The organism is Gallionella capsiferriformans ES-2, assembly GCF_000145255.1.
GTDB lineage: Bacteria > Pseudomonadota > Gammaproteobacteria > Burkholderiales > Gallionellaceae > Gallionella > Gallionella capsiferriformans.
The window spans coordinates 2,510,072-2,526,648 of record NC_014394.1 but is presented as its reverse complement, the minus strand read 5'-3'; the positions used below and the strand labels follow the sequence as shown (position 1 = coordinate 2,526,648).

Sequence of the window (16,577 nt, the reverse complement as noted above, 5' to 3'; positions counted from 1 at the left end):
CTTTCCACTTCCCACTCATGTCTGAATTTGATCTGATCCGCCGTCATTTTACACGCGCAACGCCAGGTGCCTTACTGGGTGTGGGGGATGATTGCGCGTTATTGCAGGCCACACCCGGCCGCGTGCTGGCGGTATCAACCGATATGCTGGTTTCCGGCACGCATTTTTTCCCCGATGCCGATCCCTATGGGTTGGGGCACAAAACGCTGGCGGTGAATCTGTCTGATCTGGCTGCAATGGGGGCTGTGCCGCGCTGGGCGACGCTGGCGATTTCGCTGCCAGCGGCCGATGACATGTGGCTAGAACAATTCTCAGCGGGATTCTTTGCGCTGGCCGCGCGCTATGGAGTTGATCTGGTCGGCGGCGATACGACGCGCGGGCCGCTTAACCTGTGTGTGACGATTTTCGGTGAAGTGGACGCGCAGCAGGCGTTGCGGCGCAGCGGGGCGCAAGTGGGCGATGAAATCTGGGTGTCAGGTACACTCGGTGATGCGGCGCTGGCGCTGGCTCACATGCAAGGGCGGGTGAGGCTGGAGGACGATGAGTTCGCATCCTGTGCGGTGGCACTGCACCAGCCGCAGCCGCGTGTGGCATTAGGGCTCGCACTGCGCGGACTGGCTGGCAGCGCGATCGATATTTCCGACGGGTTTTTGGCGGATCTGGGGCACATCCTCGACGCCTCCGGTGTTGGCGCCGAAATCGATTTTTTAGCACTGCCGGTCTCAGACGTAGTGCGGCGGCGGTTTGTTGCAAGCTATCTGCTGTCGGGTGGCGATGACTATGAGCTGTGTTTTACCGCACCGGTATCGCGTCACGCAGAGGTGCTGGCGATCGGCCAGGAAATCGATTTGCCGCTCAGTTGTGTGGGGCGCATCGTGGCAGGGCACGGCTGCTTCGTGCGTGACGGGGATGGCAAATTAATCGATACAGAAGGCGCAGGCTATGACCACTTCCGATGAATTGAAAGTTGTACCCGACTGGAAATTCTTGTTAAGCCATCCGGCGCATTTTTTGTCGTTTGGATTTGGCAGTGGATTAGCACGCAAAGCACCCGGTACCTTTGGCACGCTGGTTGCCTTTCCGATGTACTGGTATCTGGCACCGCGCTTGTCGGACGCACTGTTTATCTTTGTGCTGATCTGGGCATTTGCGATTGGTGTCTGGGTGTGCGAGATTACCGGGCGCGCGCTCGGTGTGGCGGATCACGGTGGCATGGTCTGGGATGAGATCGTTGCAATGTTGCTGGTACTTTTCTTTACCCCGCCGGGGTGGTACTGGCAGCTCTTGGCGTTTGCACTGTTTCGTTTTTTCGATATCATAAAACCGCCACCGATACGGTATTTCGATAGCAACTGGCATGGCGGGTTAGGAGTGATGTTTGATGATCTGCTGGCCGCCGGATACGCACTGCTGTGCATGGCGGCTATCAAAAGCATCCTGTTGTAAACGGGGCGTTTTGAGGCCGGCTCAGGCGCAAGTGTCCAGCTTTTGCCCCAGACGACTCTCGCTCGATTGAGCTCGTGCCACGTCTTTTTTTGCAGCCGGTTTTTTTGCTGATTTTCCACGACTTGGCTGCGCGCCTCTTCCGCTTAACTTGCTGCTCAGATACTGGATACTGACGATCAGGTTCATGATGCTCTCCCGTGTTACTTTTATTATCGGTCCGTTCATCATTTTCATAAGGCGAACCGGTTTGGGTACGGATTTTTCGCGAGGATGGGATGCGGTTTAACCTGAATGAATGCTGTCATCGGCCTGTCATAAAAAGGGTTGAAAATAACGCCTAATCAGTGCAATATCTGCGTATCAAAAAGCTAACTATCGTGATTCAAAATCAAACGCGATCACTTAATCCGGCACATGCTTAGTCCGTACCGCCTTTTAAATCAACGAGATACAGGTTCGATTAGATGAATCTACTCTACCTGATCGGTGTGATTGCCGCTATCGCAGCGGTGGCAGGTTTCTGGTTTGTCTGGGATATTTCTCGCCTTAACCGTAAGTTGCTCGAGAGCGAAGAACGCTGGAAATTTGCCTTGGAAGGGGCCGGGGACGGCGTGTGGGACTGGAATATACCGCAGGATACGGTTGTGTTTTCAGCACGCTACAAGGAAATGGCCGGTTACACCGATGAGGATATCGCTGCCAACGAAGCGGCCTGGCGCAATCGCATTCACCCGGAAGATCGCACTCAGGTCGATGCCGAGATACGTGCGTATCTGGATGGCGTAACGCCAGCTTATTACAACGAGCACCGTGTGCTATGTCGCGACGGTAGTGTTAAATGGGTGCTGGCGCGCGGCATGATCGTCAGCCGTATGCCGGATGGGACGCCTATGCGCATGATAGGCACGCATGCGGATATCACCGAACGCAAGAATATGGAAGAGCGCATGCGTCACATGGCGCATTACGATCTGCTCACTGAATTGCCTAACCGCGCGCTGATCAACGAGCGGCTGCAACAGGCGGTCATCAAGGCGCGCCGCGACAAAACGTTTATGGCGGTGATGTTTCTGGATTTGGATCGCTTTAAGCCGGTCAATGATGAGTTGGGACACGATGTTGGCGATCTCTTATTAAAACAGGTCGCGCAGCGTTTGTTGTCCAGCGTGCGAGCTTCGGACACGGTTGCGCGTTTAGGCGGCGATGAATTTGTCGTCTTGCTGCCTGCGATCGAACAGCAACAGGATGCGACGGTGGTTGCCGAGAAAATTTTACATGCGCTCAAGCAGCCGTTTAACGTGTTGGAATATGATATTCACATCTCTGCCAGTATCGGTATCGCGGCTTATCCTGAGCACGGCGAAGATGAAAAGCTGCTGCTGATCAACGCCGATATTGCGATGTATCACGCGAAGAAAGACGGGCGCAACGATCTGCGCTTTTATATGCACGGTATGCGATGAGCCGGGTTAAGCGGACGTTTTGCAGATCGTTTTGTAGAATGTCAGCATCCGTTCGGCCTGGCGTGTGGCAGACCAGTCATGGGCGTATTCCTTACCTGATCTGCCTAATGCCTCGCGAGTCTTGCTATCTGCGAGCATTTTGATGATCTTGTCTGAAAAATCCTGTAGCGTTTCTTGTGCAATCCAGACGCCCGCGCCTTCACGCAATACATCAAGCGTGCCGAGTTCTGCTGTTGAGACGACTGCGGTACCCTGAGCCATTGCTTCGAGCAACACCAGTCCCTGTGTTTCGGTGCGGGAGGCAAAGATGAAGATGTCAGCCGCGCGGTAACAACTGTTCAATTCGGTGTTTCTGTCCAGATAGCCGATGAACTTGACGTTATCAATCAGGCCCATTTGCCTGACATCGAGCTCGAGACTTTTGAGTGCAGGGCCTTCGCCCGCGATGACAAACAGAATGTTCGGGAGGGTCTTTCTGACTTCCGATACGGCGCCCAGCAAGAAACCGATATTTTTTTCGAAAGCAACGCGGCCGACAAACAGCAGGACTTGCCTGTCCTGTGCGATGTCGTATTTCTCGCGGAAGCTTGCGCGATTTCCCGGGACAAAACTGGCAGGTTCAATGCCGGTCGGGATGACTTCTGTCGGTGTGGTGATGCCGTAATCTTTGAGAACTTGCAGCATCGGACGGGAGGGCACGACCATGCCATGCAGGCTGTTGCCCTGATGACGAGAAAATCGTTTGGCAACCTGCCGCATCAGCTGTTTCGGCACCAGCGGGATATAGTGGTGCAGATACTCTTCAAAGAACGTGTGGTAGGTCTCGATGCAGGGGATATTCAGCAGTTTAGCAAGTTTTATACCTAGATAATGCGCCACAAAAGGCGTCTGTACATGAATCAGGTCATAGTGCTCGTTCTGAAGCCGCGCTAGTTGCTCCATCACGCAACGGTAACTCATGAAGCGGTCTTCAGGATCCATGGGAACACCTCTGGCAGGTATGCGAACGAGTTCGGTGTCATCAGCCGTTTTCTGCGGGTACTCGGGGGCGATCAGGTGTACTGTGTGACCCAGTTGACGTAATTCATGGCGGAACGTCTGTATGGAGGTTGAAACGCCATTGACGCGCGGAAAATAGACGTCGGAGATAAACAGTATTTTCATGATGTGTAGTCGGACTTAAAGGGATGTAATTTGAGCTGCGGCATGATCATTCCAGCGTATCAGTTCCATGCGTCCATCCAGATGTTCGACGATGGCGGTACAGCTATCCACCCAGTCGCCACAGTTCATGTAGGTCAGACCGTTGATATCCTTGATCATGGCCCAGTGGATGTGCCCGCAAATGGCGCCATCCAGACCGCGTTCGCGCGCATGGTGGATGACAGAATCTTCAAAGTTGCAAATGAACGTCAATGCGGTTTTTATTTTCCGTTTGGCGTATCCCGCTAAAGACCAGTAGCCCGGGCGTTTTAAGGTGCGTCTTAACCAGGACAGATAAATATTCATGCCGACCAGCAGGTTGTAGGCGATATCACCCAGTACAGCGACCCACTTGTGATGTAGCGTGACCTGATCGAATGCGTCGCCGTGGATCAGCAGTAAGCGTCGACCATCTGCTGTGGTGTGTATGTGTTCAGCTACCACCATCACATCACCAAAGGAGGTGCCGACATATTCTCGCATCGCCTCATCGTGATTGCCGGGAATGAAAAATACCTTTTCGCCGTGACGTGCCCGCCGCAATATTTTTTGCACGAAGGTGTTTTGCTCCGGGGTCCAATGCACGCCACCACGGCTCATTGCCCACATATCCACGATGTCGCCGAGCAAAAACAGATTGTCTGCGCTATAGGCCTTCAAAAATTCGAGTAGTTGAGCTGCCTGACACGCTTTCGTGCCGAGATGGATGTCAGAGAGGAAAATTGAGCGAACTTGAGTCATGTCCGCAGCATGGCACGGGAATATTTCCTCAATATGACGGCCATATTGCAGAAATATGAATCAGAATTAAAGTGGATGCAGTGCGAGTTTCAGTAAAAAAATTGCGAGGAAAGTCTTATCAAGACGATCAGGCGGTGAAAGTATCCGATGAAATTGAATATTAATAAAAAATGGTGTATTTGAGTCCTCAGTTTCAGATAAGATCTAAATAAAATATCGGGTTTTACCCCGTGTCGTAAATTTACAATGGACTTTTTTATGCTGGAACGGTTCAGCCTTTTATTTTCTTCGCCCGAAAATAGCGTGCTTTACGCGGGGAACTATGATTTTCTGCTGGTGACTTTGTCGGTTGCGGTGGCAATTTTTTCTTCCTACGCAGCCCTGCTGGTGTCCAATAACATCGTGCAATGCAAGCGGCCCCTGACCAGGCGGCTGTGGCTGGCAGGCGGGAGTCTGTGTCTGGGGGTTGGGATTTGGGCAATGCATTTTATCGGCATGCTCGCCTTTAATCTGCCCTGTTCGAGTAGCTACGATGCCAGATTGACTTTGTTATCGATGGTTCCCGGTATTCTGGCGAGTATGCTCGCGCTGAGTTTGATCAGCCGTCATGACATATCGAATTTAAAACTGGTGGCTGGCGGCGTGCTGCTGGGTTCGGGTATCGGTGCCATGCATTATGCGGGCATGGCCGCCATGCGAATCGATGGCATGATACGGTATGACGTCAGATTGTTCCTGATCTCTATTTTGGTGGCAGTCGTGCTGGCGATCCTTGCACTCTGGATCAACTTCCGCTTGAATGCGAGGCGGTCCGTCTGGAGCCGATGGAGTGCTTTTTTTAGTGCGCTGATCATGGGGTTGGCTGTCTCCGGTATGCACTACACGGCCATGGCGGCGGCTTATTTCATTCGTGTCGAGACGCCTGCGGGCAGCAGCGCGGGAATGAGTCCGAATTTTTTGACCGGGATTGTGCTCGCGGCGAGCGGCCTGATTATCATCGTGACCATCGTGGCTACCTTCGTCAGAAAATCTAACCTGCTATCGCTCGGACGTGCGTACAAAACAATCGCGCTGTTTATTGTGATTTGGACGTGTATGGCTTGGCTGGGGGCCGATTATTATTACAGCAGGCGCGCCAATAATCTGTATCAGCAGGAAGTGCAGATAGCCACACAGCAAGCGGAAAATATCGCATTCAGTATCAACGAAAATATCGAGCTTCTCAAGGGGATTTCGCGTGTTTTTACGCGTGATGTTGAGTTGCGCGAGGCGTTGCACAGCAATTTGCAAATAAAACGCGGGATGAACGTATTTGGCGAGTTAAACCGTTCGTTGCAAATCTCCGCGCTGAATTTAGGGGCTGACAATATTTTTGTGCTCAATGCACGGGGGGATTGCATCGCCGCAGCGAATGCGGGGGAGCCTGCGAGTCCTGTGGGAACGAATTTTGCAGATCGCGCTTATTTTCCTGAGGTGAAAGCGGGCAAATCGGGACGTCAGTACGCGGTGGGTCGGACGAGTAATGTGCCGGGACTCTATTACGCATCGCCTATTTTTGAAAACGGACGCTTTCTCGGTGCTGTGGTGGTCAAACGCGATATCACAAAATTTGCCAGTTTGATTAAGCAATCGCACGCATTGATCAGCGATACCAATGGTGTCATCGTGCTGTCATACGATCAGGCCTATTTGTTTCAAGCGATGCCAGAGGCCGCTGTACTGACCATGTCGGTAGAGCAGAAATTGTTGCAGTACCGGCGTGCGGTCATTGAGCCATTGCAGATGAAATCCTGGGGAAAGCCGCAGTTTGCCGCCGCAGTGCTGGTGGGTAATAAACCGCAGGTACTGGTTTCAAAAGCACTCCCTGACGATGAGATTACCGTGCATGTCCCGCGTTCGGTCGGTATTCTGGTGCGCTTGGCGAACGAAAAGAACTGGCTGTTTTTGCTGCTTGCCGCCACCGGCAGCATGTTGATTATCGCCGTTTCTGTGGTGGTCATTTATTTGCGCGACTCGTTGCGGGCGGCAGCCGATCTGCGTGTTTCAGCAACGGCCTTTGACGCGCAGGAGGGCATGTTCGTAACCGATGCCGAAGGCGTGATCCAGAGGGTCAACAATGCTTTTACGCAGCTGACCGGCTACAGTGCCTCCGAGGTGATAGGCCAGACGCCCCGTCTGCTTTCTTCCGGGCAACATGATGCGGTATTTTATGCGTTGATGTGGCAGAGCATAAATGAGACAGGAAAATGGGCGGGGGAGATCTGGAACCGGCGTAAAAACGGTGAAATATATCCTGAATATCTTGCCATTACCGCTGTAAAAGACGAATCTGGTGTCGTTAATAATTATGTCGCGACTTTCAATGATATTTCTGATAGCAAGGCTGCGACGAATGAAATACAGCTGCTGGCTTTTTATGATGCACTGACCGGCTTGCCGAATCGCCGTTTGCTGTTGGATCGCTTGTTACAGGCATTGGCGTCCAGTGTGCGCAGCAATCGCATGGGTGCGCTGCTGCTGATTGATCTTGATAACTTCAAAACGCTCAACGAGACGATGGGGCATGATATCGGTGATTTGTTATTACGTCAGGTGGCTGAGCGTTTGACAGCTTGCGTGCGTAACGGCGACACGGTAGCGCGGTTGGGCGGAGATGAGTTTATTGTGATGCTCGAAGAAATTGGGGCGCAGACGGTCGACTCGGTGACGCACACAACCACGATCGCAGAAAAAATCCTCAATTCGCTCAATCTGCCTTATCGACTTGAGAAGCATGAATGCCACAGCACACCCAGCATCGGTGCAACGCTGTTTAGCGGGACTCAGCAGTCGGCGGACGAGTTGATGAAGCAGGTTGATATCGCGATGTATCAGGCTAAACAAGCCGGTCGCAACGGGCTGCGTTTTTTCGATTCGAAAATGCAGGATGCGATCAGTGCGCGTGCTTCTCTGGAGGCGGATTTGCGTGTCGCACTCATCAACAGCGAATTTCAGTTGCACTATCAGATTCAGGTCAACAGTCTAGGTGCAGCGCTGGGTGCAGAGGTCTTGATACGCTGGATGCATCCGCAACGAGGCATGGTGTCGCCCGCGCAATTTATTCCGCTCGCTGAAGAGAGCGGCTTGATTTTACCGGTAGGTGAATGGGTATTGAAGACCGCCTGTCATCAGCTGAAAGTGTGGCAGGATAATGCGCTGACCCGTGAACTGACCCTGGCTGTCAATGTCAGCTCAAAACAGTTCAGGCAGGCAGAATTTGTCGAGTTGGTGAAGAAAACGTTGCAGAGCAGTGGCGCGAACCCCTCACTGCTTAAACTCGAATTGACGGAAAGTCTGTTGCTGGAAAATATTGACGAAATTATCGCCAAGATGAATGAGCTCAAGTTGATGGGCATCCATTTTTCGATAGATGATTTCGGTACCGGCTATTCTTCATTGCAATATATAAAACGTTTGCCGCTGGATCAGTTAAAAATTGATCAGTCATTTGTGCGCGATATTATGGATGACAACAATGATGCGGCGATTGTACAAACCATCATCGCGATGAGCGATGCGTTAGGTCTGAATGTGATTGCTGAGGGTGTGGAGACGCGAGAGCAGCGCGCTTTTTTGGATAGCCATGGCTGTCATACGTTTCAGGGATATTTATTTAGTAAGCCCATTCCGCTTGAGCAGTTCGAGATTTTGCTTGCGACAAAACACGCGGCCGGGATGCCAACAGAGCGGTGAGATAATATGAAACTTAAAACCCGGATTTTTATTCTGATGAGCGTGATTTTCGCTGCCTTTATGGTAACGATTGCGCTGTATTCCAGTTATCTGGTGACTCAACTCAACGAGCGCTGGGGCGCTCGCGTGACCGAGAAGCAGGTCTTGTTCGACAAGCACCGTACCTTGCAACCGTTGTTGCGTGAAATTGGGCTGGCAAGGCAGTTAGCCGCCGAGCCCGCTATGCTTGAAATGGCGCTGCATGAGGGTAGTGTTAAGGCACAGGAGGCCGGAATTGCGGTGCTCGAACAGTACCGGATGAGGTTTCAGGACCACAGCTATTTCGCCGCGATTATCAAATCGGGACATTACTATTTTAATGATGATGATGCCAAGCAGTTTGGCGCGCAACAGTTGCGCTACACGTTGTCACGAAAAAATCCCGATGATGCATGGTTTTATGCGACGGTCGAAAGCGATCGTGAGTATCAGGTTAACGTTGATCCGGACGCTCATCTGGGTAACGTCAAAGTCTGGATCAATGTGGCGGTTAAGCAAGGTAACCGGGTCGTGGCAGTCATCGGCACGGGCATCGATATTGGCGAATTTTTAAAGGGTACGGTCGATGATACACAAGTGGGTATCGACAACCTGTTTATCGACCGGGATATGGCGGTTCAGTTACATGCGGACCAAACGCTGATTGACTATGCGAGTCTGACTAAAGCGGTCGATCAGCGCCGCAAGGTGGATGTACTGTTAAGAGATCCTTCTGATCTGGCGCGATTGCGTGCGGTGATGCATCGTCTGGAATCTGCACCCGATAAAATCGAAACGTTGTGGGTTAACTATGAAGGTAGGAAACGACTGCTGGGTGTGGCCTATCTGCCGGCCATCGGCTGGTTCGATTTGACTTTGATCGACGGCGGAACATTGGGCTTGTTGGAGCAGTTCTATTTTATTCCTGTCTTTGCCGTGTTATTCCTGCTGGGGTTGCTAGCCACTGGCATCATGCTGCATCGACTGGTATTGAAACCGCTATACAAAATGGGATTGTCCATTGAGCAGATCAAGGCCGGCAACTACGATATCGATGTGCCGCAGACCGGCACGGGTGAAATTGCCGAATTGTCTGCCGAATTTAGGAACATGCTCGACGTAGTCCGCAACACCAAGCAGGATCTGGAAAATACGGTTGCGCATCGTACCGCTCAGTTATCGCTTGAACTGGCCGAGCGCCGGCGCGTTGAAGACGATTTGCGTCGCTCGGAAACAAAGTTCCGTCAGCTTTTCGAGTTGTCGCCTATCGGTTTGGCGATGGTGGATTACGAGACCGGAAAATTTCTGGAGGTCAATCATTCAGTGTTGGAGTCGATAGGTTATACCAAGGCTGAGTTGCTCGCATTGAACTGTCGGGATGTGACGCCGGTAGAATACGAATCTCAGGAACGCGAACAGATAGACAGCTTAAACCGCACCGGATATTTCGGGCCGACCATCAGGGAATATATGCGCAAGGACGGCAGTCGCTATCCTATTGAAATCAGGGGGTTCAGACTAACAGACAGCGATGGGAAAATGTGTGTGTGGGGGATTGTCGAAGATATTACCGAACGCACCCAGTTCGAAGCGCAGATTCGTCAACTGGCCTACTACGATACCCTCACGCAGTTACCCAACCGTCGCTTGTTGAATGACCGGATGAATCAGGTGATCGCCTCTTCTCGCCGCAGTGGATGTCATGCGGCGCTGATGTTCCTCGATCTGGATAATTTTAAGCCGCTCAATGATACCTATGGTCATGCGGTGGGGGATCTGTTACTGGTCGAAGCTGCGAGCCGGCTGAAGAATTGCGTACGCGAGATGGATACGGTTGCACGGTTTGGCGGCGACGAGTTCGTGGTGATGTTAAGCGAGCTGGATAGGGGGCAGGCAGGTGCAGCCGCCGAGGCGTTGAATGTCGCGGAAAAAATTCGCTCTGTCCTGTCTCAATCCTATTCTCTGACGATAAGTCGCGAGGAGCGTGTCGACACGCTGGTCAGGCATCACTGTACCGTGAGTATCGGCGTGGTATTGTTCGTCGATCATCAAGGAAGTCAGGATGAGGTGCTGAAATGGGCGGATGCGGCGATGTATCAGGCTAAAGATGGCGGGCGTAACCAAATCCGCTTCTATGAAGCGCCTGTTTGACCTGCGGACTTAAATTCAAGCATCCGACAGCCTTGTTCATCGCAGCGCAGTGCGTTCGCGCAACGATCCCAGTCGCCCAGCACGAGGCGCTCGCAAAGGTGTTCATCCACAGGGTGCAGGTGCCGGCCGGGGCGGTGGGTGTGGCCGTGGATCAGGCGAGGATAGCCGTGCTCGCGCAGCAGGCAGGTCACGGCCATATCGTTCACGTCCATGATGGCGCTTGATTTTATTTGTTTTTCAGCCGCACTATGCAGGCGCAACGCTTCGATATAGGCTTTGCGTGCTGCGAGGGGCTTGGCCAGAAACGCATTTTGAAACTCGCTTGAGTGAACCTGAGTCCTGAAATGCTGGTATTCCACATCGTCCGTACACAGCAGATCGCCATGGCTGAGCAGGGTGGGGGTTCCGTACAGATCGATCAGGAACGGATCGGCGAGCAGGGTGGCGCAACAGGCCGCCGCCAGTGTGTCGCCCATCAGTAAGTCACGATTGCCGTGCATCAGGTAGATGCGCGTATCGTTCAGGCTGCTTAAGGCGTTGATGACGCGTTGGTGGAACGGGTCGTGTAGATCGTCATCCCCTGCCCAGTATTCGAACAGGTCGCCTAAGATATAGAGCGCCTCGGCATGCCTCGCTTCATTTTCAATGAAATGAAAAAACGCTGCCGTACTGTGGGTATGGTCGGGGCTTAAATGCAGGTCGGAGATGAGTAAGGAGTGAGGATGTTGGATTGAGGATTGGGGGAAAATCACTGCGCCGCTTTTCACTCGATCCTTATTCCTCATTCCTCAATCCTTATTGTACGACTTCCGCTTTAGTGATGATGACATCTTCCTTAGGCACATCCTGATGGCCGCTCTTGCTGCCAGTTTTAACTTTGCGGATCGCATCTACGACATCCATGCCTTCGATGACTTTGCCGAATACGCAATAGCCCCAGCCGTCCTGTCCCGGATAGTTCAAGAAACTGTTGTCGTCGCCCGTGTTGATGAAGAACTGTGCAGTAGCTGAGTGCGGTTCACCCGTGCGTGCCATAGCGATGGTGTACTTGTCGTTTTTCAGGCCGTTGGCAGCCTCATTTTTGATCGGTGCATTAACCTTTTTCTGGTGCAGGCCGGGTTCGAAACCGCCGCCCTGTATCATAAAGCTTGCAATCACGCGATGGAAAATGGTGTTTTCGTAAAAGCCTGCATTAACGTAGTCGAGAAAGTTCTGGACGGTCGCTGGTGCTTTTTCAGCATCCAGTTGCAAAGTGATAACGCCGTGATTTGTATGTAGCTTGACCATTTTTTGTTTGCCTTGAGTTAAAGAATACGAGGAGTGCATCATCCCGCACAGGAGCAGTGCGAGCAGCGCGGTGAATAGTTTGTTCAGTGTCATGCAGAACCTTCATAGATGATTTGCCAGCGATTGTTTTGTTTGATCCAGTACTGGCGTTTTTTCATGCGGTTCGACAGATTGCTGCTGCTGTAGTCCTGTTCGAAATTGACCACCACCATGCCGGGTTGTTGCGGGTAGGTGAGCAGGCTCACTTCGCCTAAATTGACCTTGATCCAGGATTTTCCGTTATTGACGGATTGTTTTTGTTTTGCCCACGCATCGTAGCTGACACCGTCACTGTTGAAATTTCGCGCATAGTGTTTCAGGTAGGCGCTGGTGTTCATGCTAGCCCAGTCCTGACGCCACTGTTCGATTTCGTGCAGCAGAGCGGACTTTTCGGTGGTGTCCTGAGTCGTGCTCCAGGCCATTTTGTTAGTGATGATGACCGGGGTGATGCCCACCTGCAAATAGGGAGCGAGCTTGTTCAGGTCATCGTTGTTAAGCACAACGCAGCCGTTGCTTGCGCGAGGCGGGCGGCTGTAGGTATCGCTGGAGGTGCCGTGCAGCCAGATGCCGCTGCCGGTGCGGTTATTTCTTTTATCCCATTCGTTCGGGTAGCTAAGCGGAAAGGCGCCGCTGCCGTACATGTCGGCAAGCTGGTTTTTCGGCAGATTAGCCTGAATAAAGTAAACCCCCAGCGGGGTGCGCTGATCGCCCGTAGAAACTTTTTCAGTGCCGAGTTTGCCTATGGTTACGTAAAAGTCGGTTACATAACGCGGCTCACCTTTGACGTTTTCGTAGACATACAGTGTCGAGCGGCTGGTGTCGACCACCAGTGCGAATTTTTGTTGCGCATTGAGTTGCCACAGGTACTGAGGGGCGTGCAGCGTTTGTGGCTGCGCCTGTGTGCGTTGGATGCGTACGCGGGCTTCGTCGCGCAGATCCTGAATTTTATCGCCTGAAGCGCGGGGCGCGCCGCCACCCATGCTGGTGATCGCGCCCGCTTTTGCCATCAGCAAATCGCCTTTGACCAGTTGCGCCAGTTTGTAGTTGGGATTGACGCGCAGCAGGCTGTCCACCTCGTTCATTGCGATGTCGAGCCGGTTATTCTTGATCGCGATTAAGCTTTTTGCGAGTTTGACTTCGGTGGCGCGCGAGTCACTCGCCGCGTGCGCAGTGCTCGCCATCAGGCTGCATAACAGGAGGGTCGTCAGGCGCATCAGCGGGTACGCTCTTCCTGAATCAGCCAGTTGTTGCCCGATTTAACCATCAGCATGGTTTTTCCACCGTTTGCCTTGAAATTGCTGGCGCGATAGTTCTGGCGAAATTTGACGGTCGCATGAGTGCTGTCGGTGAAATCAACCGCGATATTGGTTACTTTGACCTCAATGTGTTTGGGGCGGGTGATGCGCTCTTTGCGCGTCTCGGCCCAGGCTTTACGGCTTTCGCCATCCGGCGTGTCAAAGTCAGGGGCATAGTGCGCCAGATATTTTTTTACGTTCTGGTCGGACCAGGCATCGGCCCAGCTTTCGACCGCTTGCTGAACTGCGCGAGCCTTTTCTGACACGACAGGTGCTTCTGCGGTCGTTTTTCCTGACACCTTAGCCAGTGTTACGGGTGTTGCGGCAGGCGTCGGTGCGGGGGCAGGCTTTGCGACAGGTGCTGCAACGGGTAAAGCTGTAACGGGTTTGGCCGTCGGTGTTGCATCCACAAAGGGGCGGCCTGGCATCGGGCTGGCAGGATTGCGCAATACCATCGCTTTGCTGCGAGGCTTGTCCGAAAACAAGTCCTTAATCATCGCAAGCTTGGTTTGGGTTGTGGTGTTGCCGCTATCGAGTTGCAGTGCGCGATCGTAGGCCTGACTTGCCATTTTGGCATAGATGTCGCCTAGATTTTCATGTGCGGTCGCATAGCTCGGGTGAGTACGTATCGCCATTTCCAGCGACGACTTGGCTTTGTCGTACTGGCTTTGGCTCGCATACAGCACGGCCAGATTGTTGTACGGCTCAGGAAGTTCAGGGTAGTCCTGCGTCAGCTCTGTGAAGATTTTGATCGCGTCGGCAATCTTACCTTGCTCGGTCAGTATCAGACCCTTGAGGAAGCGGCCTTGAGCATCACGCGGTTTGTTGGCCAGATAATTGTTGACTTTGTTCAGTGCCGGGGTTTGCTGACCTTGTTTGAATAACTGGTTGGCATCCTGTAGCTCATCTGCGTGCAGGGCGAAACTGACACTCAGCATGACGGTCAACAGCGCGGCGGATAGAGGGAAACGGTTCAATATATTCATTGGTAATTCAGATCCTGTGGGTGCGCGATGACATGCGCTGGCATGACTAGCCTTGGATTCTACCAAATATCTGATGTGTTTTCACAAGGTTAATGCATATTGCAGTGCAACTGATAGAGTGAATTGTGTTTTTTCGGGTAAAATTGGCGCAGAAAATTAGAAAATTCGCGTAACTTTCAGATAATTCAATCAAGATACAAGAGAGTCCAGTATGAGCAGTACGCCTGTCGCAGCCTCCAATTTCATTCGCACCATTATCGACGGCGATCTAGCCTCAGGTCGTCACAGCAGCATCGTTACGCGTTTTCCGCCTGAGCCTAACGGCTATCTGCATGTTGGTCACGCCAAATCCATCTGTCTGAATTTCGGTCTCGCACGGGATTATCAGGGCAAGTGCAATCTGCGTTTCGATGATACCAATCCCGAGAAAGAGAGCGAAGAATACGCGCTGTCGATACAAGAAGACGTGCGCTGGCTAGGCTTTGAGTGGGATGGGGCGGTGCACTGGGCGTCGGACTATTTTGATGATCTGTATAACTTTGCCGTTGAGTTGATCAATAAGGGACTGGCCTATGTCGACGATTTGACCCCTGAAGAAATGCGCGAATATCGCGGCACGCTCAAAGAGGCCGGGCGCAATAGCCCGTATCGTGACCGCACGGTCGCTGAAAATTTGACCTTGTTTGCGCGGATGAAGGCAGGCGAATTTGCCGATGGCGAAAAAGTGCTGCGCGCCAAAATCGATATGGCGTCAAGCAACATCAATATGCGCGACCCTGCCATCTACCGTATCCGCCGCGCGCACCATATTCGCACCGGCGACCAATGGTGCATCTACCCGATGTACGATTACACGCACTGCATCTCCGACGCTTTGGAGGGCATCACGCATTCGATCTGCACGCTGGAATTCGAGGATCACAGACCGCTGTACGACTGGGTGCTGGATAACCTTTCGATTGCATGCCATCCGCGCCAGTACGAATTTTCACGTCTGGAATTGCAATACACGATCACCAGCAAGCGCAAGCTGTTGCAACTGGTGACCTCGAAGCGGGTGAACGGCTGGGATGATCCGCGCATGCCAACGATCAGCGGGATGCGCCGCCGTGGTTACACGCCTGAAGGAATTCGCGAATTTGCCAAACGCATCGGTGTATCGAAAAGTGGCAACAATGTCGATATGGCGGTGATGGAAGGTGCGATCCGCGAAGACCTGGAAGCGATTGCACCTCGGGTGGTGGCGGTGATCAATCCGCTCAAAGTGACCATCACCAATTATGAGGGGGCGTTAACGCGCGAGGCGGACTTTCATCCGCAGCATCCCGAATTTGGGAGTCGTCAGGTTGCCTTCGGCCCCGAACTTGTCATCGAAGCCGATGATTTTGCCGAGGTGCCGCCGGATGGCTGGAAACGTCTGACGCTGGGCGGCGAGATCCGTCTGCGCCACAGCTATGTGATGCGTTGCGATGAGGCGATCAAGGACGCGGCAGGAAATGTCATCGAACTGCGTTGCAGCATCGACCATGCGACGCTGGGCAAAAATCCTGAAGGGCGCAAGGTCAAAGGCGTGATCCATTTTCTGTCAGTTGCACACGCGTTGCCCGCCGAAATCCGTTTGTATGACCGTCTGTTTACCGTGGCAGAACCCGATGCGGACAAGGATGTGGATTTTTTCACCTATCTGAATCCCGAGTCATTGACCGTGGTGCAAGGCTATGTCGAGGCGGTCGTGCAGGATGCGGCACCCGAAACCCGCTATCAGTTCGAACGTCTGGGCTACTTCTGTACCGATCGACGGGACCATCAGCCGGGCGGCAAACTGGTGTTCAACCGCACGGTGACGCTGAAAGATTCCTGGACGAAACCATGAGCGATATCGTGCCGGGCGAACTTCAGATGAAATCACTGAAGAGCCTGACTCAGGCGGTGTACATACTGTATGCGCTGTCGTATTTCACGGGTATCACTGCCATTATCGGTATCATTATCAATTACGTAAAAATTGAGGATGTTTCCGGTACCTGGCTGGAGAGCCATTTTCGCTGGCAGATGCGCACATTCTGGTTCGGTCTGCTGTGGGCCGTGATCGGTACCGCAACGATTGTGATACTGGCGGGTTTTGCCATTCTGTTCGCCAATTTTTGCTGGATCATTTACCGCATTGTTAAAGGCTGGCTCAACCTCAATGACAATAAACCGATGACTTTTTGATT

14 protein-coding genes are annotated in these 16,577 nt (G+C 52.6%); 7 read left to right on the top strand and 7 right to left on the bottom strand.

Annotated elements, in window-relative coordinates:
* The first annotated feature begins 17 nt into the window (after positions 1–17).
* Together thiL and GALF_RS11645 are read left to right on the top strand one after the other, a co-directional pair.
* Positions 18–959 carry a thiamine-phosphate kinase gene (gene thiL, locus GALF_RS11650; RefSeq protein ID WP_013294266.1) on the top strand — a complete coding sequence of 314 codons (942 nt, stop codon included), beginning with the start codon at positions 18–20 and terminating at the stop codon, positions 957–959.
* A complete protein-coding gene (locus tag GALF_RS11645; RefSeq protein ID WP_013294265.1) occupies positions 943–1,446 on the top strand; it encodes a phosphatidylglycerophosphatase A family protein in 504 nt (167 codons plus the stop codon). The genes thiL and GALF_RS11645 overlap by 17 nt, the downstream gene beginning before the upstream one ends.
* Positions 1,447–1,467: 21 nt before the next feature.
* Here the strand turns inward: GALF_RS11645 and GALF_RS15760 are convergent, their stop codons facing one another.
* Positions 1,468–1,632 (bottom strand): hypothetical protein, encoded by a 165-nt coding sequence (locus GALF_RS15760; protein WP_013294264.1) that lies wholly within the window; start codon positions 1,630–1,632, stop codon positions 1,468–1,470.
* Positions 1,633–1,910: 278 nt separating this feature from the next.
* On the opposite strand from GALF_RS15760, the gene GALF_RS11635 reads away from it, so the two are divergent.
* Positions 1,911–2,909 carry a sensor domain-containing diguanylate cyclase gene (locus GALF_RS11635; protein ID WP_013294263.1) on the top strand — a complete coding sequence of 333 codons (999 nt, stop codon included), beginning with the start codon at positions 1,911–1,913 and terminating at the stop codon, positions 2,907–2,909.
* A 6-nt stretch (positions 2,910–2,915) separates the two neighbouring features.
* Here the strand turns inward: GALF_RS11635 and GALF_RS11630 are convergent, their stop codons facing one another.
* Both GALF_RS11630 and GALF_RS11625 read right to left on the bottom strand, forming a co-directional pair.
* Entirely contained in the window at positions 2,916–4,073 is a 1,158-nt protein-coding gene (locus GALF_RS11630; protein ID WP_013294262.1) for a glycosyltransferase, read from the bottom strand.
* A 15-nt stretch (positions 4,074–4,088) separates the two neighbouring features.
* Positions 4,089–4,853: a UDP-2,3-diacylglucosamine diphosphatase gene (locus tag GALF_RS11625; protein WP_013294261.1), complete on the bottom strand. Its 765-nt coding sequence runs from the start codon at positions 4,851–4,853 to the stop codon at positions 4,089–4,091.
* Positions 4,854–5,111: 258 nt separating this feature from the next.
* On the opposite strand from GALF_RS11625, the gene GALF_RS15115 reads away from it, so the two are divergent.
* The gene (locus GALF_RS15115; protein WP_013294260.1) at positions 5,112–8,585 is read left to right on the top strand and encodes an EAL domain-containing protein; all 3,474 of its coding nucleotides are present in this window, start codon (positions 5,112–5,114) and stop codon (positions 8,583–8,585) included.
* 6 nt (positions 8,586–8,591) lie between these two features.
* Positions 8,592–10,754 (top strand): sensor domain-containing diguanylate cyclase, encoded by a 2,163-nt coding sequence (locus GALF_RS11615; RefSeq protein WP_013294259.1) that lies wholly within the window; start codon positions 8,592–8,594, stop codon positions 10,752–10,754.
* Here the strand turns inward: GALF_RS11615 and GALF_RS11610 are convergent.
* The 4 genes from GALF_RS11610 to GALF_RS11595 all read right to left on the bottom strand — a co-directional run bounded on the left by GALF_RS11610 (position 10,736) and on the right by GALF_RS11595 (position 14,361).
* Positions 10,736–11,539, bottom strand: a complete 804-nt coding sequence (locus GALF_RS11610) for a UDP-2,3-diacylglucosamine diphosphatase (protein ID WP_013294258.1) — start codon at positions 11,537–11,539, stop codon at positions 10,736–10,738. The two genes, GALF_RS11615 and GALF_RS11610, sit on opposite strands and share 19 nt — an antisense overlap.
* 10 nt (positions 11,540–11,549) lie before the next feature.
* Positions 11,550–12,041: a peptidylprolyl isomerase gene (locus GALF_RS11605; RefSeq protein ID WP_041938494.1), complete on the bottom strand. Its 492-nt coding sequence runs from the start codon at positions 12,039–12,041 to the stop codon at positions 11,550–11,552.
* Positions 12,042–12,130: 89 nt separating this feature from the next.
* Positions 12,131–13,294 carry a L,D-transpeptidase family protein gene (locus GALF_RS11600; protein WP_013294256.1) on the bottom strand — a complete coding sequence of 388 codons (1,164 nt, stop codon included), beginning with the start codon at positions 13,292–13,294 and terminating at the stop codon, positions 12,131–12,133.
* On the bottom strand, positions 13,294–14,361 hold the full coding sequence (locus GALF_RS11595; RefSeq protein WP_013294255.1) for a nuclear transport factor 2 family protein: 1,068 nt from the start codon (positions 14,359–14,361) through the stop codon (positions 13,294–13,296). Before GALF_RS11595 ends, GALF_RS11600 begins: the two co-directional genes overlap by 1 nt.
* 211 nt (positions 14,362–14,572) lie before the next feature.
* Between GALF_RS11595 and GALF_RS11590 the strand changes: the two genes are divergently transcribed.
* Positions 14,573–16,234 (top strand): glutamine--tRNA ligase/YqeY domain fusion protein, encoded by a 1,662-nt coding sequence (locus tag GALF_RS11590; protein WP_013294254.1) that lies wholly within the window; start codon positions 14,573–14,575, stop codon positions 16,232–16,234.
* On the top strand, positions 16,231–16,575 hold the full coding sequence (locus GALF_RS11585) for a DUF4870 family protein (protein ID WP_013294253.1): 345 nt from the start codon (positions 16,231–16,233) through the stop codon (positions 16,573–16,575). The genes GALF_RS11590 and GALF_RS11585 overlap by 4 nt, the downstream gene beginning before the upstream one ends.
* Positions 16,576–16,577 lie beyond the last annotated feature (2 nt).